The organism is Carnobacterium gallinarum DSM 4847, assembly GCF_000744375.1.
Lineage (GTDB): Bacteria > Bacillota > Bacilli > Lactobacillales > Carnobacteriaceae > Carnobacterium > Carnobacterium gallinarum.
Genome location: NZ_JQLU01000005.1, coordinates 864,040 through 890,327 on the forward strand (window position 1 = coordinate 864,040; position 26,288 = coordinate 890,327).

Here is a 26,288-nt window from a genome sequence, read left to right on the forward strand (position 1 = left end):
CAACGATATTCATGTTTCAATGAGAGGGAAACTAACTTAGAAAAGAGGATTTATTTTATGACTCCAACGATCATTACAAATATTACCTGCTTTACATTAAAACCTGACCGACATAACTTAGTCATTGTAAAAGTAGAAACTGATAAACAAGTAACAGGATACGGTTGCGCTACTTTTCAGCAACGACCTAAAGCCGTGGAAACCATTGTTGCAGATTACCTAAAGCCGCTTTTAATTGGCAAAGACGCGAATAATATCGAAGACTTATGGCATTTGATGATGGTAAATGCATACTGGCGTAACGGTCCAGTTATTAATAATGGAGTTTCTGGGGTCGATATGGCACTCTGGGACATTAAAGGAAAACTAGCAAATATGCCACTTTATCAATTATTTGGCGGCAAATCACGGGATGCTATTCCAGCCTATACTCATGCTGTAGCGGATTCCTTAGAGGATCTATATGTCGAAGTAGACCATATTCTAGCTCAAGGATACAAACATATTCGTTGTCAGTTAGGCTTTTATGGCGGTAATCCGACGAACCTTCATAGTACAAAAAATCCAACTCCCGGTTCTTATTTCGATCAAGATGACTATGCAGCTACAACATTAAATATGTTTAAGTCCTTACGTGAAAAATATAACCATGAATTCCATATTTTACATGATATTCATGAGCGACTTTATCCAAATCAAGCCGTTCAGTTTGCTAAAAATGTAGAGAAATACCAACCATACTATATTGAAGATCTACTTCCCCCAGATCAGAATGAATGGTTAAGCCAAATTCGTTCCCAAACATCGACAGCCATTGCAACGGGGGAATTATTTAATAATCCAATGGAATGGAAAAATCTAATTATCAATCGTCAAATCGACTTTTTACGCTGTCATGTTTCACAAATTGGTGGCATCACACCGGCATTAAAACTCGGTGCTCTTTGTGAAGCCTTTGGTGTTCAAGTCGCATGGCATACCCCTTCCGATATTTCACCAATTGGAATGGCAGTGAATACGCATTTAAATATTCATTTGCATAGTGCGGCAATTCAAGAAAATATCGATGTTAAAGACAATACAAAATCTGTTTTCTCACCTGTTATTCAGCCAGAAAATGGTTATTTCTACCCACTTGAAGAAGCTGGAATTGGCGTGACTTTTGACGAAGAAAAAGCGTTGCAATTCCCAATCGAGTATCGTCCACATGAATGGACTCAAAGCCGCATTCCTGATGGAACAATTATTACACCCTAAAACCAGATAAAAACAGTCGACAAAACACCCTTAGTAGGATGTTTATCGACTGTTTTTTGATAGCATTTGTCTTGAGCGATGTTGTTCTTCATTAAACGGAGTAATATAGGTACATTTGTAATCAAGAGCAATGATTTCACTCATTTCAAAAATAGAGCCATTACTTAAGATACCACGATTGATAATCTTCATAGCTGCCGTTCCTTTTTTTTGCATTAATAATTCAGCTAACTTTTTATCAATCGATAGTGGCTCATACGTAGTTAAATAATGAGAAATCTTGTATTTCTGCGCCTTAACATAAGATTGAATCGACTGCTCCACATCCTCCAAAGTTAGATGAGCAAAGAGTTTTTTCGGCATCCGTGACGTTTCTACTTGGACAATCTGATAGTTCACTATCCGAATTCGCTGAAACACCCAAACTTCATCCGTTCCAACTAATCCAAAAACTTGTTGATCCTCTTGCGTAGCCAATTCCTTCTCTAAATAAATGACTTTTGATTTGATATTCTCGTATGGGTTCTCCGTCAATGAATTATAGATAAGCGGATTATTGCGAATATTCTTCTTAATAAAAATTCCAGAGCCTTGCACAACTTTAATAATCCCAATATTCTTCAATCGCTTCAATGCTTCATGCACTGTATGACGTGAAACATTATACTGGGTTGCTAGACTACGTTCAGTAGGCAATTTTAAATCTTCAAAAGTAAATTGATAAATCTTACTCAGCAAATCATGGACAATAAAATCCTTTTTCTTCATTGACTCCCTCCTAACAACATCGCTAAGGCTTCAAATTAATCTCTATATTTATACGTTAATCCTTTTAAAAAATTACGGGCATAACGATCGCCACATTCTTTATAATTTCGATGTCCTTCTTTACGTAAAACAGCACTCAATTCACTATTTGATAGAATCACTCCTGTTGAATCCAAAATGTCCAGTATATCATCACTAGTTAACGAAAGAGCAATTTTCAACTTTTTAAGCATCACATTATTAACATTGCGATCATTTTTAATCATTGCTTGCGGCTTTTCATTGTTTTCTGCACTCTCAGGTCTAGGACCTCTTTTAAGTGTAATTAGCCCATTTAAGAAGGCCTCAAAGGTTTGATTATCACACTTCTTCAGGTAATCATTTTCAGCAAATTCATCTTCATTATTTTCATTACTACCCTTTACCTTCGTCAGCATTTGGCTAACCTCATCTTTACTCAAGTCCACATCACTTAGTGCAAATATTTCCACCATTTCTTCATCTTTAAGATTTAAAGCATAACGCAATCTCGTTAATCGATCATTATTATTCATCTAATTCCTCCAAGTGTCAACTGTTTTAAACGCAAATTATTTAGTTAAAATTTGCGTGGGATGTGTTTAGTATACCATATTCTAAATTGAGTGTTCTATGATTCTATAATGTAAATCCTATTCATTAGCTGAAACTCCATCAAGTTTTATTTTTTCCTTAATCAGTGAATCTAGTCAAATATTAATAAATATCTATTTTGAAACGGATACCACATCAAATGAACCGAATCAAATCAGTTCATTTGATCCAGAGATTGCTACACTTCAAGAGGAACTCAATGTAAAAACAAACAAATTGACGAACTACAGAATTTACTTAATCAGCAACAACAACTGCATCTCATGGAACAAAAGAAAATGCACCTTTTGTTGGACGAAACCAACCAAGAATTCGAGAAAAAAATGATGATGATGATCATTTTTTTGTTGCAAAGTTTTAAAAATTATCAACTTTAAAACATGGGATCAATGTCCCCTTACAGGTCATGGTTCTTGATAAAATAGGGATTATGCAAACCTTATAGACATTCCCTAGTTTTTCGTTATTTAATAAAAATATAATCTAAACTTAGAATGAAATTTTGAGCCATAAGCATTAATTCGTATAAAAAAGAACAACGAGCTTCTTTATAAAAAAATATTTCCGTGTTAAAATACTTATATATTAAGTACTTGGCCCCATCCTCAATAACAAAAAAGAGGAGAGATAATCCATGTTAAAATATATAATTGCTAGCGGGATTGCCCTAAGCTTTTTCTATTTACTATCCGAACTATTTCTCAATGTCTTATCAAATATGCTAAAGACTAAGAAAGAACTAGGAATTTCACTAACAACTCAAATAGTAAATAAAAAAAACAGACAAGGATAACTACTCCTTGTCTGTTTTTTTAGGTTAAATTTTTTTGTGCATAATAGTAAAACCCTTGAAGAATATACCCTTGCTTCTTATACATAATTCTTGGAGTATCCTCTGAATCAGAAATTAAAAAAACTTCTTTTCCATTTTTTCTCATAGCATATTGCATTGCGAAAATTTGCATACTTGTCCCTACTTTTTGATGCTGATATTTTTCATTTACATTAAATCCATCAAGTTCAATATAATCGTCTGTTTCATGAAGGTATAATATACCAATAATTTTATCATTAAATTTCGCAATAATTATTTCTGTCCTTTCGTCTAAAAATTGCTTTGGAATAAAATTATTTTGTTTAAAATTAGCATAATTGATTCCAAAGGGTAAAGCAATTTCATATCCATATTTTCCTGCTTCTGTTAAAGTTTTATTGTTTACAAAAGAAATAGATATATCTTCTCTTATTACTTTATTCATAGTTAAAAAAACTTCTGGCTTAACTGAGTAGACTTCTTGTACCTGTATATCGTATCCATTTTCTGAAAGGACACGATATATGTTTGGATCAATTGGAATATTGAAAGGAAATGTTAATAGACTATTTAATTGATTATTTTTTTCAAGTCGTTGAACATACTCTTTTTCTATTTTTATTAATTCTTCAGTGCTTATATTTTGATTGAAGGATAATAAATTATTAAAATATTGTAGTTTTGCATCTTTATCATAATAGATATCAAATCTATCATTTGTTTCTTTTTTTGAAAATCCATAATAAAATATATTTTTCATTTTTTTCTCCATATCTTTTTAGTTTAGATTTTTTAGATTGCTTTTATAATTTAGTTACCATTCGAACAAATAAACCTAAGTCGTATGATTTTTCAAAAATAAGAGATAGAATAAGCTAGTAAATAATACAAGAACAACACCTAAAATAACAAAAACAAAAGAAACATTAAAAATTGAGAATAGGATTGTTATTATTGACGTACCAACAAACATTATCAAAGCTGTTAAAGTATTTACCCCAGAAATTAAAGTCGTTCTTATTTTATCATTTGATAACTCTTGAATTACAATATTTAATGATGTGTCTACAAATTCAAAGCTAAATCTTATTATAAGTAATGACAATACTATTAATGTGAAATTTGAAAATGAAAGCAATAAAAAACCTGAAGATAACAATAATAAAAACCATCTAATAGCAGTATTTCGACCCATTTTTTTAGATATTCTTTCAATTGAAAATGATGAAATAATAGCAGAAAGAAGACCTAATGAAATTACAATAGATGAACCAAAAGGAGAAAAACTCTTATTCGCTAACAATAACTGCGTAAAATTTAATAATACTGACATAATTCCTTGGAAAATTGCGATAGTTATTAGTAAGTATCTTATGTTCTTCTTTTTCAAAACTTCTTTAAGATTATCAAACAAACAACTTATTGTTATGGTTTTGTTTATTTTATTTTTATTTTCTTTGGAAATTTTTATTCCCACTAAAATGAAAATAGATATTATTTGAGTGAAAATTCCAAGTATAAAAATACTTGACCATGATATTGTAGTCAAATATCCTCCAAAAATCGAGCTCAAAGTCATACCTATTATTGAATAAGCGGTATATTTACCTATTTTACTCTGATACGTTTGCTTAGGATTATGTTGATGAAGTAAAGTTTGGTCGCTTCCTGAAATTAGTGCTAATCCAATTCCATATGACATAAATCCAAACATAAGAAATCCAATATTAATATTAAATAACATCATTAATAAATATAGAGATATAAATAAGTGTCCAACATACATCACTTTTTTTGCTCCAAATTTGTCTGTAAGTACTCCTGAAGGTAATTCTGAAATAAACATAACTAAAGTTAGTATTGTTTGTAAAAAACCTATTTGTACAATTGAGTAGTTATTATGTTTCAAATAATTTAACCATATAGTTCTCTCAAAAAACAAAGAAGCCCAAAATCCATATATATATATATTATTCATAAGTTTAATATTCAAGTAGAAAAACTCCTTAAATTTTCTTTTGTACTTTTTATAAAATCTGTTAAATCAATATTTAGAAAAATTGTTAAAATTTCTTCATCACTATATTGAGCCCCTATTTTAGCAACCTTTAATAAATCTTGATAGCCCGTTTTCTTAGTCTTTATATATTTTGCTAGTAAAAATGTAACAACGTAACTACTATCATAAAATGGCTTGAAAATATGAGCTTGTTTTACCCAATTAACGCTATTTTTGTTATTAGAATCAAAATCTTCACATTTTCCATATACTAGCTTTGATATTTTTTCGTAATTATTAGAGAATTTCTTTGAATTTAACAATCCAGGACTAAGGTCACGAAAATTTTTAATTTCAAATTCTGTATTCATTATTGGTTTAATAATATTATCTTTGAATCTAACTAACTCTCTTTCTTTAATAAAACTATTCATGTTTGGTTCGTCTGAATAGGTATTAATTAAATATTCATTTACTTCATTTTCCATAATTTGAGAGTAAAGTTCAGTGATAAGTACACTATGCTGCGTATTGAGAAAATTTACGTTGCGAGATTGATAATTTATTATTGCACCGATGCTTTCATGTGCTAATGTATATAATCCATTTAAATCATTAGTCCAGTTTAAAAGAATATAAGGGTGAACCTCATACACATTTATAGAGAATCCTCCTGTCCTTTTTTCTTTTTTTGAATGCCAATCTATCCAACGTTCATTAATCATTTTTCTAAAAATAAGTGCCCAGTCATTACTGATTTTTCTGTAAATTTTTTCAAGTATTTCAATTGCTTTTTCTTTAGAAATAATATAATCACTATATTTTTTTTCATAATACAAATCACTGTAGCTTATTTTTTTTAATCCTGTCATTTTTTTTTGATAATTTACAATTTCTTGACTAATCGCAGTTTCATATAGTATGAAACTACTTATTTCTTTATAAAAAATACCAAGACTACTAGATAAAAATTTTTCATAATAATTTGAGAAACCTTCATTTTGACTATCTAAATTGAACTTTATTACTACAATTTTATATAAATATGCTACTTGATCTTTAATGTCTAAGTAAAAATCTAAAAATTGATTATACGTTTTTTTTCTAATTTCTTGATTGTCATGCATCAAAAAAAACAATTGATTAGTGTGATATAATTCTATCGTAGATTCATTACTTTGAATACTACCAATACTATTCTTTGTATACATTATTTTTTGATATTCGGTATACGGAGAAATCTGTTGAAATAGTGTATTTCCATCTTTGCTCTCAGTTAACAGTCCAGTTAAAAATTTTTTATAATATTTAAAGTATTCAACTTTTTTTAACTCTGTAATGTAATCATATGAATATTTTGTAAGTATATTTTTTTTAAAGTCTACTACAAGCTGATCAAAAATATCATAGGATTTTGTTGCTAAATCAAATTTTCGTTTCACAGAATTTTCGTTGTTACTTATTGAAAACTGAAGAAATGCAAAGCAATAAATTTTATTTAATTTACTGTATGTTTTCTCAATATTTTTAAAATTATCTAGAAGGTCTACTTCTAGGTAATTTGATTTATGTTCCCAATATTCAAAAGATTCATTGCATTCATTAATCGCATGATAAAATGAATCAGTGGAGTTAAATATATCGTTTAAATTCCAATCATAGTCTATTGTCATAGTAATACTCCTTCATAACTATAGGTTTTAAAATTTCTAAAACTAGTTGTAAATCTTTATTTCTGTTAAAAGTATTTTTCACTACATCAATAAAAAAAGTTTCTGTTAAATTTGATTTATCTCCAATAATATTTAAATAACCTTTATACTCTTCCCACATAATATGTCCTAATAAATTTGTAGCTGTCTCGAAAACTGATTTTTGATCACTGTTGTGATCAATTAATTTAAGAAGATTTTGATATCCACTAGTGTTTTCGTAATCTACATGCTGATTTTCAATCATTCCTAAACTTGATACAAATGGATGTTCTACAGCCATAGCACTTCTAATAAATAATAATTTTTTTTCTTTTTTTAAGAAGTGATTGTATAATAATTTAGTGCCTCCAATCCCACGAATTTTAGGATGTAATATGATTCTGTATATAATTCTTAGTGAGTCATTAATATTAATTAAGTCAGTTTCAGTTACTGTATCAGTATATGGCGAAGTAGTAATGGCAATTCCCATTAACTTTTTTTTATAGTAAAGAGAATAGAACTTTGCTTTTCTTCTTATTAAAGTACCCTCTTTAACATCTCCAAAGTAATGATATCTTTCTAAAAGCTGTAGATCATCATAATTGCCTTTCAAAATTTCAAAATCTCTTTCAAAAAGATTAGAGTTAGTGTCTTTCTTCTTTTTATATATTTCAATTCTATTAAAATCATCAAAGCGAATTACTGTATCTGGTAGTATATAATCTTCAATATCATCATTTGCAGTTATGATAACAACCCTTTTTTTACTCTTACTAATAAATTTTTGAAACATATAACTCACAATTTTTGCTGTATCTCTATCTAAAAATGCTGAATACTCATCTATTAATATTTTTTCATGTTCTCTAGTCATTGCAAATGCTAGCTCAAATCTAAATTTTTGACCCGTAGATAAATATTTGTAAGGTGTTAAATATAGATACGCTTCTGATAATCCTGCCATATTTAATGTAGCTAGTGCTTCTGAAAAATCTAGTTCGAGTGCATCAATTATTGGAATATTTCGGTTAAAAGTATTCTCAATTTCTTTATATTTATATGTTTTTTGAATTAATCTGCCTAGGATGCTCTTTCCAGTTCCAGAAGCTCCTGTTATATATCATATTTGGGAGTCTTCCAAATATGATAAATCTGGTTTTTTAAATATTTCTTTTTCTTTAGGAACAACTCCAAACATTTTTTCTATTTTTTCTGTATTTTCTGACTTTAAATATCTAGTAATTTTAAAATTCATTTAAATGCTCCTTAAAAAATAAGTATCATTCTCATCTACTTCTAATTGTCTATTTTCATATTTGCAGTTATATCGGTGATATAGATTACCAATCGGAATATACTGAGAGTGTGCTTTCAAAAAATTATTAATTTCAATTTTTTCTAAAATATTTAGTGCATATATATCAAAATTATTTAATAATTTTAAATAATCGTCGATTATTTCTTCTTCAAAAAAAGGTATATAACTCATAAGTAATGAAAAGTCATTTAAAACTGTTGTTGTAAATAAATTGTAAAACAAGTCTATTTCTTTGTTTTTTTCAATTGATTTATTTATGTTTTCTAATTCTATTGCAATTATATTTATATTATAGTCTTTAAAAATACTTGATATAATCTCAAAATTAGGATAAAAATCAACAACTCCAATAGTAATATTTTTTTTCTGATATTTACTCTCATCCCCAATTGACTTTTTGGGATATTGTTTTAATTTGTTATCCATTAAAAAAAAATAGTTATCAGCTTTGTTAATATTAAATTCATTAAACTCAAATTCGTGAAGTAAATTTTGAAGGGTAATCTTCATTTTTTTAGCTCTATTACTTACCAGTACGATTCCAGCATGTATATTAGATTTTCTATAAATCTGTGTACCTACAAGAGTATCTAATAATATAGGGTTAAATAAAGTCGTAGGAGTTACTTCAATTACACTATTTTCGTATTTTTCTACAGCATCGATTGGTGAATTAGTAAGTATTAATTGTAATTTTTTAGAAAAAAAGAGAGGATACATTTCATTATTGTTGTAGCAAAATAAATCCGTTTCTAAAGGTACGAAGGGCCCAGTCCCAATAGGAAGTATTTTTTTTTTGCAATCTAGATACACTGGGGTATAACCTATATTTGAAAGTAACATTTCTACATCAACGGGATACTGCAAAGTTATGTTAATAATATTTTTCTTTATAGATAAACCTATTTTATTAAATGAGCATTTTTCATTTCGAGCATCTTTCCAGTTTTTAATCCAATCAAATTCTTTAGAAAATAAGGGACAATGATAAAATATATATTTCCAAGTATCAATAATATCTCTTGGTTCTACTTCTTTTCCATTTGACCATTTTATATCTTTTTTTAAAACAATACTCCACTCTAACTTATTATGTTTATAAACTCTTGCTAGAGATTGATTTTCTTGTTTTGAAACAATAGGTATATAAAAAAGTCCAACCAAGCTTTTTGTTGCATAATCAAAGGATGAAAAAGGGATTAAATTAACTGGAAATACATCTACGCCAATATTCATTTACAATTCCTCACATTCAAGATGATAGTTTTCAAAGTTCAAATAATTGATTCTACTTTGTTCACATTGCTTATTATTGGTCCAAAAATTTAATATTTCATTTGCCATAATAGAGCCAATTATCATATTGGTAGAACTTATAGAACCAATCATTGGTTTTCCACGGTCATTATTTTCTTGATATTTAATCAGATTTGCAATTTTTTTATTTTCTGACAATATGTTTGTAAAATGTCCAGTTCTAAGTCCCACACCTCCTGTTATGAAAGGAATATCAAGACTTATAGCTCTTTTTGCAATAATACTAACTATATTAGTTGGAGTGTCAGCAGCATTAACTATCAAGTCAAATTCTTTTCCAAAAAAAATTTCATCGATTGTCTCATCTGTAATGAATGTTTTTGAAATGTTTACATTAATTTTAGAATCATATTTAAATAAATATTTCTGTACAACTTCAACTTTGCTATTGTTTATATCTTTTGGTGTGAAATATAACTGCCGATTCAAGTTGGAAAAATCTACTTTGTCTTTATCAACTAAAGTAAATTCCATAACCCCCATCGCAACTAAATTTTGCAATATGATAGTACCTAAACCGCCCAGTCCAATTATAATAACATGCTTTTTCTTTATTGAGTCTTGGTATGTACTTTTTTTATAATGTTTATTAATGTCTTCGAAAAAATACTCATTCTTAATAAATCTATCATCCACATATTTGACACTTTCAGTAATTAAATTTTCTTTTTTTAAAAAATTAACATATTCTTTTTCTGTTTTTTTTTTTGTATTAATATCAATCAAATTACCATTAGTAATGTATTTATAAAATTGTGAAAATTCATCAACTATTGTAAATTTCTTTGTTCCTAATTGAACAATGGTTTTGTTTTGGTTTCTGTATACTACTACTGCTTCTTTCAATCTATACATTTTATTAACTCCTTACGTAAATAAAACAATGAGTCAATTAATAAATACTAATCGACTCATTACTTTCATTTGATACCATAACACTTAATAAAAAAATTAAGAGCGCTCAATCATTTCACGTACATCTTCGCGTTCGATTTCCATATTGCATACCTCCTTTTATTAAATAATATGTAATAGAAAACTTAAAATAAAACAAGTTTTTTAATGCAATTCTAATTTTACAGAAAATTCGCAACATTGTCAATATCATGTATGCCCAATCACAAGACTATTTGAAGGAAATGGGGATGACCGCTGTCACACTGACTGGCGAATTAACCGGTGCATATGATGTTTACCGTCTATTCACTGGAAAAGATCCAGTAACTGGTGATAAAGTAGGTCGTTTAGAAGCGGGACTTTAGACAGCAATCTTATTATTACCACAAGCCAAAATGGTGATGGCAGCAAAGGAATTAAAAGCTGGAAACAAAGCACTTAAAGGGTTAAATTTGACAGAAAAAGAATTGAACCTGTTGAATAAGGTTGGGTATTTTGAGGATGTTGGGAAGCTTGAAAAGTTAGTGGGACTGATTTTCAAAACCAAATGAACTCGTGATGTATAGAAGCTTATTTCAAGTGGTAAAAGAAGGCAAAAAAACTATGAATGAAACGAAATCATTTCATTCATAGCCACTCTCATTTTAGCTCATCAGTCCTTATTGACAAAGAGTCTTTTTTTGTGGAGTATACCTTTTAAATTAAATCTCTTCTATATTTCCTCAACTTTTAACTCATAACAACAATAACAAAGCTGCTGCTGCGCCACCTGAATCATCGCCATCATAACTACCTATGGCTTTTTTATTAAATAAACCTGTTCCTTTGTATATCTTCCCATCTTCATAGCTACCAACTGCATCTTTCCCAAATAGCCCCTTGCCTTCATAAATCTTGCCATCTTTATAACTACCGACTTCTTCCTTACCAAACAAGCCTGATCCTTTGTAAATCTTGCCTTTTCCGTAAGAACCAATCACATCTTTGCTGAAAAATCCTGTTCCTTCGTAAATCTTATGATCGTCATAAATACCAATCGCATCTTTATTAAATAGTCCCGTTCCCTTATAAATCTTCGCCATAATCCACACTCCTTTTCACTTACATTTACTTTCTTAAGTTTAGCATAAAATAAGTGAAACGTTATAGTGGAGATTTATGATTTTTACTATCTCTTACAAGACTCACAGAAAATCCTAAAAAATTTAGCCTTTTAAATGAGTATCAAAACCAACTAGATACTCTTTGACTACGAAAATATTTAGTTAATCTTTATTTACATATTTTCTGTATTAATCACAACGTAATCAGAATTACGAACGGTATATTTTGCCGTTGGACTATCAGGATAAGACGCATTTCCATCAAAATTAATAATCTCAGTGGTTTCAGGTCCTTTAATAAATTGAGTATAGCTTCCACCAGCTCCACTAATATTAGTAAAGTGTAAAGTCATTTTATTTCCAGTTGTTCCATCTGCAACAACACTCCATAGATCACGACGATAATTATCCCATGAAATATCTTTGCTAATGTCATTATTTGTATTTTTATACGTGCTTTCGTAAAAATCAATTGCTTCATCAATACCACTCCATGTAGACGCTGTGGCTTTATTTATTGTAAATCCAATAACTTGTTGATTTGTCGGAACGGTTTCATTCTTCAGATAGTCTTGATATGCAGCATCTTCTACTGTTACTCCATCCATACCGGTGTCTGTTTTTTTCAATAAAAGAGCATGGGCAATTCCATCGTTATTGCTGATTGTTACAACTGTATAGCCGTTTTTGTCAACATTTTCACTAACTACATAAGTGAAATTCGTTTCACCATTCACTATTAGTTTTCCATTATTGAAATTCCAATCACTTTTCTCTTGATCCTCTTTTCCAGCCGCACTCCAAGATCCTTCAACACTCAACTCATTTTTAATAGCTTTTGCTGTAACACTACTTTCAACTTGACTCGAAACAGAACTACTCATCTCTCTTGAACTTTCTTTACTTGTTTTCATTTCTGAACTACTTACATTTCTATCCTCTTTTGTTCCATTATTACATGCAGCTAAAGTTACTAATGTTCCTCCCAAAAAAAGTACTGATGCCAACTTCATTTTCATTACAAACACTCCTTTTATTAAAGTATCTTATACCCATAATTATAACAAGTTTAAGTGAGATTAAATATAGACTATCACTTTGTAAATAGTTAAATTTCCGGCTTATTTCTTAATAAATGCAAACGTTTTATAAACAAAATCTTTCATCACGTTTTACTACTCCGATATTCACTTGGGGATTCTCCCATCTCTTTCTTAAAAACTTTTGCAAAATAATTGCTAGTTGAGAACCCAACTCGCTCCGCAACTTGGTTAATTGCTAATTCTGGATTATTTCGCAACAGGATTAAAGATTGAAAAATACGATATCTTTTCAAAAAAGCCATTGGCGATTCACCATAATAACGATCAAATTCCCGAATAATTTTGTACTTTGATACATGAAAATATTTCGCCAGCTCATCCAAATAAATATCCGAAGCAAAATCATCGACTAAATATTGATAGACTTCTTCTATAAATTCTGGTCTTTCACGCCTCCGCGCGTCCATGCTGCACTTCATCACTTCAAGAACCAATTCATAGGCAATTTTGGCATTTTCAAAAATTGGCAAATCCTCTTGGCTTAACTGTCTTTTGATAAAATGAAGTAACAGCTTCTTTAAGGAATTATCTGATGGTAATGTAACAAGTGGCTCAATTGAATTTAACAAAAATGTGCCGATTTCTTTGGAAAATTCAATATAAATAAATTCCCATTCATCCTCAGATTGCTTGTAGTAACTGTGATGACTCGGTACAGGAACTAAAAAGAAAGAATCTTGCTCCTGACAATAACGCTTCCTCCCCACATCTAAAAAACCTTTTCCACTAAGAGTATATTGCAAAATATAATGGGTATCTTGTCTATTCATGCCTTCCCAATAATACTCTTCTTTTTGTTGACTGTAGCCTATTCCTTTAATGAAAGGCAATCGATGTGTATCTAAATAATGAAATAGTTGATTAAATATTTCTGGAAAATCCTGCAATTTTTTACCCTCCAATAAAATTACTTACTCTTGTTCCTATCCTATATTTCTTTTATGCTTACGTTAATAAATAAAACTAAGGAGATTATTATGCCTATTACAGTCGAAAAAAACGAGACTTTATTTCATTTAAAAAACTCATCTGTCAGTTATGTTATTGAAATCCTTCATAATAAATATATTACCCATCGCTATTGGGGAAGTGTTCTTTCATCTTATCATGGTTCCAACGAAATTCAAATGATTGACCGCGGCTTTGCGACAAATCCAATTCCAACGTTGCGAGATTTCTCTTTAAATAGTTTGCCATTAGAATACAGCACACAAGGAAATGGCGATCACCGAATTGCAGGCTATCAAATTCGATTAGAAAATGGAACAAACGTGACTGATTTTTCCTATGTTGATTATCAAGTGATCCAAGGCAAACCTAAGCTCACAGGACTCCCCGCTACTTTTGGAAATCAGCAAGATGTGACAACCTTGGAACTGACGCTGGAAGATGCTATTAGTCAGTTAAAAATGATTTTGTCTTATCATCTTTTTGAAAATCTTCCGGTCATCACCCGAACCGTTCGTTTTGAAAATCAAAGTCAACAATCTGTCTTTTTAGAAAATACAGCTAGTTTGATGATAGATCTACCGTCCCAACAATTTGATTTGATTACCCTTGATGGCTCTCATACAAATGAAGCTGGAATTACCCGCACCCCAATTCGTTCAGGCATTCAAAAAATAGAGAGTTCTAGAGGAACAAGTAGTCCACAACATCAACCATTTATGGCGTTAACTGCTCCTGAAACGACTGAATTCTCTGGTGAGGTTCGAGCCTTCCATCTTATTTATAGTGGAAATTTTTCAGCGCAAGTCGAGGCGGAGCAGTATGGTTCTAGTCGAGTGGTTATTGGGATTCACGAAGGAACTTTTGAATGGCAATTAAACCCGCAAGAAACCTTCCAAACCCCTGAAGCCGTTCTTGTTTATAGTGAAACTGGGTTAAACGCGATGTCACAAACTTTCCATCAACTGTATCAAAATCATCTTGCACCTACTTATTTTAAAGAGAAAGAACGTCCGATTTTACTAAATACATGGGAAGCTAACTATTTTGATTTAAATGAAGCCTCTTTAGACAAGCTAGCAAATGCTGCTGCGGAAATGGGAATTGAATTATTCGTTTTAGATGATGGTTGGTTTGGAAAACGCCAAGACGACACAAGTTCTTTAGGGGATTGGACAACGGATTTAACAAAATTACCTCATGGAATTGAAGGATTAGCCGAAAAAATTAGACAAAAAGGAATGGAATTTGGTTTATGGTTTGAACCTGAAATGATTTCTAAAAATAGCTATTTATACGATTTACATCCTGATTGGGCCTTGCAAGTTCCTCATTATCCTATGACGGAAGGACGTCGTCAATTTGTTTTAGATTTATCCAGAATTGATGTACAAGATTATTTGATTGATGTCTTGTCTAGTTATTTAGACAGCGGGAGAATCAGTTATATTAAATGGGATATGAATCGTCATTTAACTGAAGTTGCCAGTCAATTGTTGACTTCGGTACAGCAAAAAGAGGTCTCTCATCGTTATGTATTAGGGCTTTATCGAATCTTGGAAAGCCTGACAACCAAATACCCTCACTGTCTTTTTGAAAATTGTTCCAGTGGTGGTGGACGTTTTGATCCTGGGATGATGCATTATATGGCTCAAACTTGGACTAGCGATAATACCGATGCCTTGAGCCGAACCTTGATTCAGTATGGCTATAGCTTCCTTTATCCCCCAATTATGATGGGCGCCCATGTTTCTCAAGTTCCCAATCACCAAGTTGGACGAATCACGTCACTAGAAACTCGCGGACATATTGCTATGAGTGGAAATTTAGGGTATGAATTAGACTTCACCCAACTTGATTTAAACGAAAAGCAAGAGATTCACTCACAAATAAGCTTTTATAAACAGATGCGTCCACTATTTCAATTTGGACAATTCTTTCGACTACAAATGCCAAATACCTTTTTTGCCTCAAGTTGGCTATTCTTAAATGAAGATGAAGCAATCATTATCTATTTTAACGGATTAGCTCGCCCCTCTGTTCCAGTTCAGTATCTACCATTACATTATTTAGATGAGTCTTCTGACTATGTAAATCAGGCAACGGGTGAGACTTTTAGTGGGAGTGAATTAAATAAAGCGGGCCTTACGATTCCAAGAATAAAAGAAGATTTCAAAACATTGCTTTTTCATTTTAAAAAAAAAGGATTAACCGAGTATAAGCCCTATAAAATCCAATTAAATATGGATTTTATAAGGCTTTTTTATAAACTAAGACCTCTTTATCTTCTATCTTTGTAGTGACCCCTTCGCTGGTTTGTGAATCGGAGTTTATCCCCAAGGTGCATTTCCAAATGGGGAAATAACAATAATTTCAAACTCCATAAATAATCCTCCTTATCAAAACATATTATTTTAAAAATTTCTATATTATATGTTATATGATACAATATAAACAATAAAAATAATAGGGGGGGTAACTTGATAAGATGAATTCTTTAGGAGATAAAATACGATTAAAACGTTTAGAAAAAAGTTTAAGTCAAGAAGAGCTAGCATTTGGAATTTGTACTCAAGGAAGCATTAGTAATCTAGAAAACAATGCTCGCATGCCTAGTTTAAGTATCTTATTACAGGTTGGTCAACGATTAAATATGGACTTAACAGAACTTATGAACTATATAATAGATATAGAAACACCTAGCAATCGATTATTTACACAACTGCAGATTTTGCGAAGTCAATTTAAAAATGAAGAAGCTTATGATTTTGTCCGAAACCAGATAATCGTTAGTAATTTAAAAACAGATTATGAACTTAAACGCTACTATTATTATTACGCAATAACCGACTTGACTTGGACTAAAAACTTTTCAGATATTCACTATAATTTTCACTTAGCATTGGACATTAAATTAGAAAAAACGCTTGATTTTTTAGATATTTTAATAACGAATGGAATCGGATTGGCCTATTATATGGAATCAGAAAAAGTGAAGGCACTCACTTATTTTGAAAGATCACTTGAACAGCTGGATGATTTTTTCCTGACTACTCATTCAAGCTCAAATATGGATACAATTGAAATTTGTAAGATTTATTATACAACCGCTAAATTTTATTCAGACATTAAAGAATACCAAAAAGCATTAGATCTGTGCCTATCGGGAATTAATTTGCAACAAGAACGACACTTAAATTACGACTTGGATAGACTCTATTATGAAAAAGCCTTTAATTTGTTTAAAATCGGAAATCATGCAGAAGCCAAAATAAATTATTCTTACGCTCATACATTAGCAGCGATCAATCAAAATGACATTTTGTTAACAGTGATTGAGCAAGATAGAACGGATTTCCAACTTAAGAATTAACTCATTTACGTATGACAAAAATAGATAACTGAATTTTTTATACTTCAAAACAGATGTGGTGAACATTCCTTATCTGTTTTTTCTGTCTGTAACTCAGATAGAAAATAACAGAAATATATATATTATATAATTTAGATTGTAGATAAAAAATAACAAATATCCTGCCTTTTTATAGCCATGTGGCTAATTTTTTAAATTTGTAGCAGTAAACGTAAGCACGGCATGAATTCCTTGTACATCTGCAACTATTTATCCAATCGTTTCTTATCTCTTTTTATACCACTCTTTGTTACAACTTTATGAACATATAATTAATTATATTAAATAATTAAAAATTATACAAAAAAATAACAATGTATCGTTTTTAAAATATGATATTATTATATATGAACAAATCACTATATTATAGAATTGGAGGAGAAAAAATGAAAAAAGGTATATTTTATTTAGTTGTTATGTGTATGTGTTTAAGTGTTGGGGTAATGCATGTACAAGCCCAGACTCCAGATACCCTATTAAAAGAAGTAACTAGCATACCAAAACCTACATGGATTTTTAATTCTGGTATGAGTAAAGGAATGTATCATGATCGTCAAGATTTAGGTTTTATATTAAAAGAAAATACTGTTTTATCGGTAAGGCAGGTCAATCCAAATTTTAAAGAAAATTTGACTGTCCGATTGTTAGGCAATGACTCTAAAACTGAAAAAAGTGTAAGTGTTGGACTTAATTGGACTCAGATTAGTAGTACGGAGCCCTTGATTCCATTTGTTGATACTCCTTATGGAAGTGCTTCGCCCAAATTAGAGTATAAAATAGAAAGTTCAATACCTCAAAAACCTTTACCTATATATCAATATAAAACGAGCGAAGATGATTTTTTTAACGCTTGGGATCAATTTGATGGTGATTATGCTTTAGTTAAAGGAAATGACTTCCAACTATTAATTCCCAAAAGAGATAAAGAAATGGTACGAAATTTAAATAATTTTGCTTCTTTAGATGAGCTTATTGACTATTACAATGACATATTTGCATATTATAATCAGATGGCTGGATTTGATGATTCTTCAGTGGAAAATCAAAATGGCCAAAATCGCTATTTTTTAAAAGCAGATCTTAATGGTCCTGGGGGAGCTTACTATGGACCAAACTGGACAGCCAATAGTTATGCTACCATAGACATGTGGCTAACCAAAAACCATTGGGGTACTTTACATGAAATTGCACATGGATATCAAACCGGATTTGACGGTATGGGAATGTATACAGGAGAAGTTTCAAATAATTTATTTGGAGCTCAGTATCAATACGAAAAATATGGAAAAGAAGCAGATCAAACAGGCTGGTTATTTGAGTATGGAAATAAAGAAAATGTAGAAAATGATTTATATAAAAAAATGATTGTCAATCAAGGAACGTATGATTCAGCCAATTTACGAGAAAAACTTATTTTACTGACAATGTTGAAACAAAAAGCAGGCAATGATGCGTTCACAAAAATGTATCAAGGATACCGTAAATTAGCGAACCAACCTGATTTTGATAAAGCGGATTATTTATTACCTGATTTACTAAATAAATATTATAGCGAAACGAGCAGACAAGATTTTACCCCAGCCTTAAAAAAATGGGGATTAACTATTGATGAAAGCCAATCTGCAAAAAATCGTTTTGCGGGCTACCCTGCAGTGGCTTCACTAGCTGACCTTGTTCCTGAAAGTCAACTAAGTCGTGCTCGTGAGTTATTGGACGATTCTATTCTAATTAATTCAAATTTTGAAATGGTACAAAATCAGGATATAGCAAGTCTTAACTTGAGTGGAAATCTAACGCTTCAATTAAAATCTAACGATATTCAGGATTTAAAGGGAATCAAAATTACCCTGAAAGATGGAACTAAGGAAGTGGCTTCACAAATAATTGATGGAGAACAAATTAGTTTTAAAGATATTCCAAATGGAATTTATAGCTTGAAATTCTCAGGTGGGAAAATGTCAGATTATGTTCCTGATAATTTTTATGTTTATGTAAAAGAGAATGAAAATGAAACAACAATTGCATTGAATGAAATTAAAATAAGCAACCTAGCAAATCAGACAATCCAATTTTTAGGATTAGGAGATAAACTATTCGGAACATTTTCTACAAATTTAAATAATCAAGAAGCTTTATTTTCTATAAATGATACTAGTCCGCATAGTTATTTTAGTGGGAAACTCTATTCACAACTAGTTGTATATAAGGATACTGGGCTTGTAACATATGAAAAATCAGTAGAAGGAACCAATGCAGTAGTTAGTAATGATCAACTTTCTCTAAGTGAAGGAGATTATATAAAAATTTATCATGCAGAATCAGATGATAGACTTCTTTCATCAGACAATATTATAGATATAAATCAAAGATCGAACCATTGGATAATGACAAAATGGGGATTACAAAATCAAACATTGCAAAATGATCCACAGCAAGATCTTATAAAAAAAATTGATTCAAAGGGAACTAGTTTGCTAGAGGAAGAAGAAAAGACCCCTATTCCTTATGAAGAATCAACAGATAAAAAACAACTTTTGTCTGCCATTAAACTATTGGACGAACCGTACAAAACTCAATTTATGAATAAATTTTCTTCTTTATTTAAATAGAACTAGTAGGTAATGTAAAAAAGTAGAAGATAGATTTATAATCTATCTTCTACTTTTTATGTAGGATTATAACCTATACAGCATTATGCCACATACATATATAATTGAAAAAAATAGATAACTGAATTTTTTATATTGCAAAACAGATGTGGTGAACATTCCTTATCTGTTTTTTCTGTCTGTCAATCAGATAGAAAATAATACAAACCTATATATTATATATTTATTACACATAGAAACAATAAATTTATTTACAATTTATAACAACCGTGGTTTAATTTAGTTAAACAGACAGAAAAGGAGTGAACACATTGGGAGAAATTACAACTCATTCTGAAACGGCTGAAAGCTTTTCTACTCGATTTACAAACCATTCCACTACAATGAAAAATAAAGGAACGGATTTAACGAAGTTGCCTTCATTTGGTTATTAATCTGGTCGTTCATGTAATGATTTAGGGTCACTGCTCTCTAAATTTGCAAGTGCAGTGAATCATGTGAGTGGCGCGATTCAGAATGATGCGGAGAATATTTTGAAGATTAACCAGACATTTATTGAAAAAGATCAAGAAAATGAGAAGCGTTTTGACGGATAAACAACAGCTACAGAAAAAAATAGTTGATTCTTCTGAAAAATTAAGTCAATTGCTCCGCAAAACCAATGACTTAGATCAATTATATGAAGATATCGAAGGACTCAAAATCAAAGAATTTGAGTTGTTAGACGAAGAACAGCAAATTTTCAGAGGGACTGAATATGCAAGTATTATTGACCAAACAATCGCTGAGATTGAAGTTGAAACGCAGTATGCACAAAAGAAGATTAAACAGTTGATCGCGGATACAGAAGAGGACTATTATCGAGAAAAGAAAGCTTACAGTCAATTAGAAGATGACCTTCATTTTGTGAAGAATGGAGGGACACTAAAATGACTAAAATGGATATTGGGGAATACAAACATTTACTTGGCCAAATGAAAGAGTTAAAATTAACATTAGGCTTGAGTTTTACTGGAACCAACGGAACAATTGAAGAATTTTCAGGAGATACGAAGTTAAAGGGCGTTGCCTGGTCTTCCACGAAGTCTTATTTTTCAGCAGGGTATACACCAATATTGGATGGCTTAAGTGATGTATTTTATACAACGATTACAAGGCTAGAAAATTTTATCCGTGCCTTTGAAAGTGAAGTCACCACTTCAGGAGTAAAGTTAGATTTGGACCATTTACAAGATTTACAACGTAGACGTGATGAGTTACAAAGAGATAAAACGAATTGGTTGCATCAAATTGCTGAACAAGCTTCAAAAATACCTGGGTTAGGTCATTTATTTAATGATTATAGCGTTCTACAAGCCGAGAAAAAAGTTCAGTTAATGGAAGATTTTCAAGAGTTCATTCATCGACATGATAGTGACTTTTCAGAACTAAATGGGTTGATTGAGCAAGTATTGTTAGGGTTGGATGAACTAGGTAAACAACGTTCATTTAACGGAGACAGACAAGGATATAGTCCGATTCATTTTATGAATCTAAATTGGTCAAAAAACTTAGATCATTACCATAAAAAACATAGGGATGATGTGAAAAAGACCCAGCAGAAAGATAGGGAAAACTTTAAGAATATGGCAGAGGTTGCTGGTGGTGCGGCGGCGATGGAGTCGTTTGGGACAAATGTTGCTCTTGCAAATACGGGACCGTCATTATATTCAGCTGGGGAAAACTATTACTCCGGACCAAGAGTAAAAGGTGGAAACAGTGGTAAAGTAAACAATGAACCAACAGCACCTAAAAAAACAACTCCAATGAATAATTTTAAGTTTAGCGCAAATGCCCAAAATCATTTGAAAAATGTTGAAAAAATCACAACTAGAAATGGTGTGAGTGGTGGCCACAATGGAAGTGAATTTAATAAAGTTTTCACAGAACAAGGTTTGGAATTAGAAAATGTAATTGTGAGTAAGAAGAAACATCCTTTTATTGAGGGAATTTATGAAGTTGTTTATCAAATTCCTAAAAAAGGACCAACAGGTGAAATTGCTGATCCAATATCATACAAAGTAATGAGAGATCCTAAAACCCTTTATGATCCAAATGTTATTAGTGATGAACTAATCTTCCATTGGGGTTCAGAGGCGATTCAGCAAGGAGTAATTCAGCCTGACGGGCGTTCTATTATTGGAAAAGCACCAAACGGGTTAAGATTTAAAGGTTACCTAGATACTAATGGAATTGTTACGAATTTCTTTCCAATGCTTGATTAAAAATTTAAGGAGTGAAATGAATGGACGCAGAATATATCCTAATAACTGATAAAAATGAAGTTGATGCTTTAATGTTAACCTACTTCATTATGGTAGACCGAAGTTATTTAAAACGAGCATTCGAGAATTTTTCAAAAAAAGAAGGGTTTGGGATAGAATTTATAAGTATTCTTTTTAAAGATGATTTAGATGAATATGATCATAGTAAATTATCAAAACCTTTAGATGATAGACATGTACTGTTAACGGCTGATAAACCAGCTGCAGATGAAAACTGTGAAGCTTATATTAGTTTTGAAAATTTATACGAGTACCTTCAAGAAAGAGTGAATGTTGTTATTGCTGAAGACAGTAGTGAGAAGGAAGAATTGTTAGAACTTTTATTATCTGTTAAAGCAACCTTGGAGGTCTAGTAGATAAAATTAAGTAATGTACCTAAAGAAGTATATATTTATTTAGTGGATAACAGTTAAAAAACCTGACAACTAGAGATAATTATTCAAATTTAAGTTTCCCCTTTGGACACTGGAAAGAATAAAAATGAAATTATATATGGATAATTATTATGAAGGTTTTGAAGGAAAGCCAGAGATTGATATTTATGCGTTTGTAAGCAATGAAAAAGTAGGTATCGAAATGTGGGATGGTTATTTTGATGAAATAATGAGAAAAGTACAACCTGTGAATGATAAATGGCAATCTTTAGCATATTATTATAATTTATATGAAGGTTGGTATGAACAAAGTTTCTGAAATAAAATACTTTGTTGATAATATTGGTATACTTAGAGTAGGTGAAATTGATCCTATTACTAACGAAATTATATTCATTCCTATAAAAATTATAAATCTTAATAATTAAGGAGAATGAAATGTTTGAAAATTTGAGTAATTCAGAAATAGTTTTAAACACAATCAAAAATAATGAAGATCGATTTTTATTTAAAGAGATAGTAGGCGTAGAGTACAAAATAGATTTAGATTATGATAATGACTCGAAGCATTATTTAATATTGTCATTTATTTACAGTAATTTGGATCAAAGTATTGAATATTTAGCTAAAATTAAGTATACCGAAGTCAGCGAATTAGTATTGAACAAAGTGAACAGAATTCCAATTGGTGGTAGGCTGATTGTACAAGATAACAAGAAAAATGGTTGGGCAAGTAATCAAAGGTTTCATATTCATGATGATAGCGGCTATGGGGAAAATGATGGTTTTCAGTATCTTAACTTTTACTGTTCAAAAATGGAAGCTACATCAATTGAACCATTTGCGAGAAAAATAGATTTAGACTCAGACGAAGAAGTGTAGTTTGCGTAGATAGAAAGTTGAATTGTGTACGCTTTGAATCGAGAATAATCACAAATATACATTATTCTTATGAATCAGTCCTGAGAATATTTAGGATTGGTTCTTTTTATCCATCAAAAAGAAGGAGGAAATTAAATGAATGAAACTTGGAATAAGTGGTATAAAGAAGATATTCCAGACGGACCGTACGAATTAAATAAAATAATTTATGATTCAGAGGGATTAACATTAGAATTAATAAATAAAAAACATAAGATAACAGCAGTATTCAAAGATCATGTTATTTCATTTAGAACATCAGATGAAGGCGATAGATGGAAGACAATTGATGAAATTATAGGTACACATGAAGAAAATATTTTTGAAAACAACTTATTTTATACAGTAAATAATTCTAAATTTAGCGAGTGGATAGAACATGATTCATTTGGAAGTAGATCAAAATCAAGTTTTACCCATTTCGTAATACTTACTCATAATGATATTACGGATGTATTGACTGTCGGCGAACCTTTAGTATCTATTAAAGAGTTAGGATAGACTTATTAATAGTTATTTTGAAAATAGTAGTGAAATTGATCAAAAATCTAGACGAACTAATTGATGCAATTATCTCGTTTTTGCAAGATAATAGCTTAACAGATATATATCTATTGAATACAATTAACTAAAAATAAACTTAGTCTGAAAATCAATATTTTTTTGTATATTCAAATGATTTTTCAAATATACCTAATATGTCAAAAAATGAACTATTAAATAGTTTACCTAAGGGTTGGGGTTATACTGAAAATAATGGTTTTGTTCATGTTAGAGATCAGCAGGGTGTTATACGATTACGTATAGATCCCCCAGATAATCAGACTTTATATGACCATGTTCACTTATTTAAGTCAGATTTTAAACCACTAGATATTAATGGAAATGTAGTAAATAAAAAAAGCTCAGAAGCTCATATTCCATACAAAAAATAGGAGGATTCACTTATGAAAATTAGTACTTTACAAGAACAAATTAATCAAATGGACTATTGGGATAGCCAAATTTTAGATTTTTCTATCAATTATTTTGGAGATGAAGTGTCTATTGCAATTGAAAATGATGATGAAACCGACTATGTTTTAAAACTTTTAACTTGTTATAGTGTTAGTTATGAAAATGATGCTAGAAACCGCTGGAATAATTTAGATGTGAGAAATATGTCAAGAGAGCAACTAGGTTATTTTGCACATGATATAAGTGTAAAAGAAAGCTCAATAGAAAACTTTATTGAAATTGACTTACAATTACCATCTCTTTTTGCTAAAGTAACGTGTAAAAATATTGAAATAACTAAGATAGAACATGCTGATAAAAATTATTTTTGGAATAACAACACTAAATAATATTAAAAGTAAATTCAGATTTTAGTTATGAAAAATGAACTTTTTCTAAATGTGAGAATGATGTAGCTTAAATAACGATGAAGAAAAAAATGAGTGAAGAATATCAAGTGATTAAAAATAATACTGATGTTGATAAAATTGCGCTAACCTATTTTAGTTTTATTGATGGACAATAGTTGATAGAGCAAGTGTTGATGGACATATCTCTTACAATAACTAAAATTGAGGAAAAGTTGAAATGAAAATTGAGAAAATGCAAGAAGACATAAATGCTACCAATTACTGGGATGCTGAAATTTTGGATTTCAGAATCAACTTTTTTGGTGATGAGATTGAATTAATATTTGAAGATACTAAAGATTTTGATTACAGTATCAAATTTATTCATTGTTACAAATTATCTTATGAAGATACTGATCAGCTTGATCGCTCTACTGACAGATTGACTCGTAATTTTACAAGAGGGCAATTAGGCTACTACGCTCATGATATTTCCATTTCAGACAGTAGTATAGATGAATTTATTGATGCAAAGCTAACTATAGCACCGTTGTTTGCTAATATAACTTTTAAGATGATGGAAGTTAATCGTATTCCACATGTAGAATCAGATTATTTCTGGAATAAGAATGGCGCCTAATTAATAATGAGAATAAACTATGATTTAATAGAGATAAAAAAAAGGAATACAAGGAATGAAGACAATGATAAATAATAAATTGTTTGATGGCTATGAGGGTGAAGCAGAACTTACTTTTACAGCTAATGAGAATAAACTTATTATTTGGAATGGGTATTTTGAAACTATTTTAGATAATTTATTAGATTGTGAGGTAGAAAAAAGAGGAATAATAACAGAATATTTTGCTCATGAAGGTTGGTATGATGATTCACCTTGGTTAATTGAGGATGTAAATTTAACTATTGGTCAGTTGAAATATTTCGATAGTAGTAAAATTAATCAAAATTCGTTGAAAAAAGATTTAGATGAACTAATTGATGTGATTATCTCATTTTTGCAAGACAATAGTTTAACGGATATATATATTGAGTACAATTAACTAATAATATGGTTAGTCTGAAAATCACTATTTTTTTGTACTATTCTCAATAGTTACTAAAGGTAAAATAGCAATGGATACTATCGTTGTGATACATACTGCTATTTTGTGAATTTAATTTCTGCTTTTTTTATAATGCTTGATTAAAAATTTAAGGAGTGAAATGAATGGATGCAGAATATATCCTACTAACTGATAAAAATGAAGTTGATGCTTTAATGTTAACCTACTTCATCATGGTAGACATGTACTGTTAAGGGCTGATAAACCAGCTGCAGATGAAAACTGTGAAGCTTATATTAGTTTTGAAAATTTATACGAGTACCTTCAAGAAAGAACTAATGTTGTTATTTCTGAAGATAGTAGCGAGAAGGACGAATGGTTAGA

General features: G+C 30.4%; 28 protein-coding genes and 1 pseudogene. 17 read left to right on the forward strand and 12 right to left on the reverse strand.

Annotation, left to right across the window (positions count from 1 at the left end; all coding sequences use genetic code 11):
- Window positions 1–57: 57 nt before the first annotated feature.
- Window positions 58–1,257 carry an enolase C-terminal domain-like protein gene (locus BR43_RS08840; protein WP_034561268.1) on the forward strand — a complete coding sequence of 400 codons (1,200 nt, stop codon included), beginning with the start codon at window positions 58–60 and terminating at the stop codon, window positions 1,255–1,257.
- A gap of 42 nt (window positions 1,258–1,299) precedes the next feature.
- On the opposite strand, the gene BR43_RS08845 is transcribed toward BR43_RS08840, so the two are convergent.
- From BR43_RS08845 to BR43_RS08880, 9 genes are all read right to left on the reverse strand, one after another.
- Window positions 1,300–2,025, reverse strand: coding sequence for a GntR family transcriptional regulator (locus BR43_RS08845; protein ID WP_034561271.1), 726 nt, complete (start codon window positions 2,023–2,025; stop codon window positions 1,300–1,302).
- A 35-nt stretch (window positions 2,026–2,060) separates the two neighbouring features.
- On the reverse strand, window positions 2,061–2,579 hold the full coding sequence (locus tag BR43_RS08850; protein WP_034561272.1) for a YehS family protein: 519 nt from the start codon (window positions 2,577–2,579) through the stop codon (window positions 2,061–2,063).
- An 891-nt stretch (window positions 2,580–3,470) separates the two neighbouring features.
- On the reverse strand, window positions 3,471–4,232 hold the full coding sequence (locus BR43_RS08855; protein ID WP_034561275.1) for a GNAT family N-acetyltransferase: 762 nt from the start codon (window positions 4,230–4,232) through the stop codon (window positions 3,471–3,473).
- Window positions 4,233–4,307: 75 nt separating this feature from the next.
- Window positions 4,308–5,465, reverse strand: coding sequence for an MFS transporter (locus tag BR43_RS08860; RefSeq protein WP_245617843.1), 1,158 nt, complete (start codon window positions 5,463–5,465; stop codon window positions 4,308–4,310).
- Window positions 5,462–7,144 carry a gluzincin family metallopeptidase gene (locus BR43_RS19885; RefSeq protein WP_034561276.1) on the reverse strand — a complete coding sequence of 561 codons (1,683 nt, stop codon included), beginning with the start codon at window positions 7,142–7,144 and terminating at the stop codon, window positions 5,462–5,464. Before BR43_RS19885 ends, BR43_RS08860 begins: the two co-directional genes overlap by 4 nt.
- Complete coding sequence (locus BR43_RS08870) at window positions 7,128–8,132, reverse strand: hypothetical protein (protein WP_245617844.1); 1,005 nt, start codon at window positions 8,130–8,132, stop codon at window positions 7,128–7,130. The genes BR43_RS19885 and BR43_RS08870 overlap by 17 nt, the downstream gene beginning before the upstream one ends.
- A 156-nt stretch (window positions 8,133–8,288) precedes the next feature.
- A complete protein-coding gene (locus BR43_RS20610; RefSeq protein WP_281173962.1) occupies window positions 8,289–8,423 on the reverse strand; it encodes a hypothetical protein in 135 nt (44 codons plus the stop codon).
- Window positions 8,424–9,722, reverse strand: a complete 1,299-nt coding sequence (locus BR43_RS08875) for a periplasmic substrate-binding domain-containing protein (RefSeq protein WP_034561277.1) — start codon at window positions 9,720–9,722, stop codon at window positions 8,424–8,426.
- Window positions 9,723–10,658, reverse strand: a complete 936-nt coding sequence (locus tag BR43_RS08880; protein WP_084679843.1) for a ThiF family adenylyltransferase — start codon at window positions 10,656–10,658, stop codon at window positions 9,723–9,725.
- Window positions 10,659–10,909: 251 nt separating this feature from the next.
- Here BR43_RS08880 and BR43_RS19550 point away from each other — a divergent pair, with 251 nt between their 5' ends.
- Together BR43_RS19550 and BR43_RS20175 are read left to right on the forward strand one after the other, a co-directional pair.
- The gene (locus BR43_RS19550) at window positions 10,910–11,065 is read left to right on the forward strand and encodes a pre-toxin TG domain-containing protein (RefSeq protein ID WP_084679847.1); all 156 of its coding nucleotides are present in this window, start codon (window positions 10,910–10,912) and stop codon (window positions 11,063–11,065) included.
- 36 nt (window positions 11,066–11,101) lie between these two features.
- Entirely contained in the window at window positions 11,102–11,251 is a 150-nt protein-coding gene (locus BR43_RS20175) for a hypothetical protein (protein WP_169741036.1), read from the forward strand.
- 183 nt (window positions 11,252–11,434) lie between these two features.
- Here BR43_RS20175 and BR43_RS08885 read toward each other — a convergent pair whose 3' ends face one another.
- The 3 genes from BR43_RS08885 to BR43_RS08895 all read right to left on the reverse strand — a co-directional run bounded on the left by BR43_RS08885 (window position 11,435) and on the right by BR43_RS08895 (window position 13,793).
- The gene (locus BR43_RS08885; RefSeq protein ID WP_034561280.1) at window positions 11,435–11,782 is read right to left on the reverse strand and encodes a hypothetical protein; all 348 of its coding nucleotides are present in this window, start codon (window positions 11,780–11,782) and stop codon (window positions 11,435–11,437) included.
- A 194-nt stretch (window positions 11,783–11,976) separates the two neighbouring features.
- On the reverse strand, window positions 11,977–12,822 hold the full coding sequence (locus BR43_RS08890) for a hypothetical protein (RefSeq protein ID WP_245617845.1): 846 nt from the start codon (window positions 12,820–12,822) through the stop codon (window positions 11,977–11,979).
- A 146-nt stretch (window positions 12,823–12,968) separates the two neighbouring features.
- Complete coding sequence (locus BR43_RS08895) at window positions 12,969–13,793, reverse strand: AraC family transcriptional regulator (RefSeq protein ID WP_034561282.1); 825 nt, start codon at window positions 13,791–13,793, stop codon at window positions 12,969–12,971.
- Window positions 13,794–13,883: 90 nt separating this feature from the next.
- On the opposite strand from BR43_RS08895, the gene BR43_RS08900 reads away from it, so the two are divergent.
- The 14 genes and pseudogenes from BR43_RS08900 to BR43_RS08965 all read left to right on the forward strand — a co-directional run bounded on the left by BR43_RS08900 (window position 13,884) and on the right by BR43_RS08965 (window position 25,901).
- Window positions 13,884–16,154 (forward strand): alpha-galactosidase, encoded by a 2,271-nt coding sequence (locus tag BR43_RS08900; protein WP_084679850.1) that lies wholly within the window; start codon window positions 13,884–13,886, stop codon window positions 16,152–16,154.
- Window positions 16,155–16,342: 188 nt separating this feature from the next.
- Window positions 16,343–17,227 (forward strand): helix-turn-helix domain-containing protein, encoded by an 885-nt coding sequence (locus BR43_RS08905; RefSeq protein ID WP_034561285.1) that lies wholly within the window; start codon window positions 16,343–16,345, stop codon window positions 17,225–17,227.
- A 425-nt stretch (window positions 17,228–17,652) separates the two neighbouring features.
- Window positions 17,653–19,875 (forward strand): putative mucin/carbohydrate-binding domain-containing protein, encoded by a 2,223-nt coding sequence (locus BR43_RS08910; RefSeq protein WP_034561287.1) that lies wholly within the window; start codon window positions 17,653–17,655, stop codon window positions 19,873–19,875.
- Between the two features lie 311 nt (window positions 19,876–20,186).
- Window positions 20,187–20,471, forward strand: a pseudogene (locus BR43_RS08915) (DUF3130 family protein).
- Entirely contained in the window at window positions 20,461–20,808 is a 348-nt protein-coding gene (locus tag BR43_RS08920) for a hypothetical protein (protein ID WP_034561289.1), read from the forward strand. The pseudogene BR43_RS08915 and the gene BR43_RS08920 overlap by 11 nt, the downstream one beginning before the upstream one ends.
- Window positions 20,805–22,139, forward strand: a complete 1,335-nt coding sequence (locus BR43_RS19555; protein WP_084679853.1) for a T7SS effector LXG polymorphic toxin — start codon at window positions 20,805–20,807, stop codon at window positions 22,137–22,139. Before BR43_RS08920 ends, BR43_RS19555 begins: the two co-directional genes overlap by 4 nt.
- 20 nt (window positions 22,140–22,159) lie before the next feature.
- Entirely contained in the window at window positions 22,160–22,552 is a 393-nt protein-coding gene (locus BR43_RS08930) for a hypothetical protein (protein ID WP_034561291.1), read from the forward strand.
- Between the two features lie 127 nt (window positions 22,553–22,679).
- Entirely contained in the window at window positions 22,680–22,892 is a 213-nt protein-coding gene (locus tag BR43_RS19110; protein WP_051933884.1) for a hypothetical protein, read from the forward strand.
- Between the two features lie 119 nt (window positions 22,893–23,011).
- Window positions 23,012–23,455 carry a hypothetical protein gene (locus BR43_RS08940; protein ID WP_051933885.1) on the forward strand — a complete coding sequence of 148 codons (444 nt, stop codon included), beginning with the start codon at window positions 23,012–23,014 and terminating at the stop codon, window positions 23,453–23,455.
- Window positions 23,456–23,590: 135 nt separating this feature from the next.
- Entirely contained in the window at window positions 23,591–23,995 is a 405-nt protein-coding gene (locus BR43_RS08945) for a hypothetical protein (RefSeq protein WP_034561294.1), read from the forward strand.
- A gap of 197 nt (window positions 23,996–24,192) precedes the next feature.
- Window positions 24,193–24,429, forward strand: a complete 237-nt coding sequence (locus BR43_RS20180) for a hypothetical protein (RefSeq protein WP_034561296.1) — start codon at window positions 24,193–24,195, stop codon at window positions 24,427–24,429.
- Between the two features lie 12 nt (window positions 24,430–24,441).
- Complete coding sequence (locus BR43_RS08955) at window positions 24,442–24,840, forward strand: hypothetical protein (protein ID WP_051933886.1); 399 nt, start codon at window positions 24,442–24,444, stop codon at window positions 24,838–24,840.
- 238 nt (window positions 24,841–25,078) lie between these two features.
- Window positions 25,079–25,480, forward strand: coding sequence for a hypothetical protein (locus tag BR43_RS08960; RefSeq protein ID WP_051933887.1), 402 nt, complete (start codon window positions 25,079–25,081; stop codon window positions 25,478–25,480).
- A 55-nt stretch (window positions 25,481–25,535) separates the two neighbouring features.
- Complete coding sequence (locus BR43_RS08965; RefSeq protein ID WP_245617846.1) at window positions 25,536–25,901, forward strand: hypothetical protein; 366 nt, start codon at window positions 25,536–25,538, stop codon at window positions 25,899–25,901.
- Window positions 25,902–26,288 lie beyond the last annotated feature (387 nt).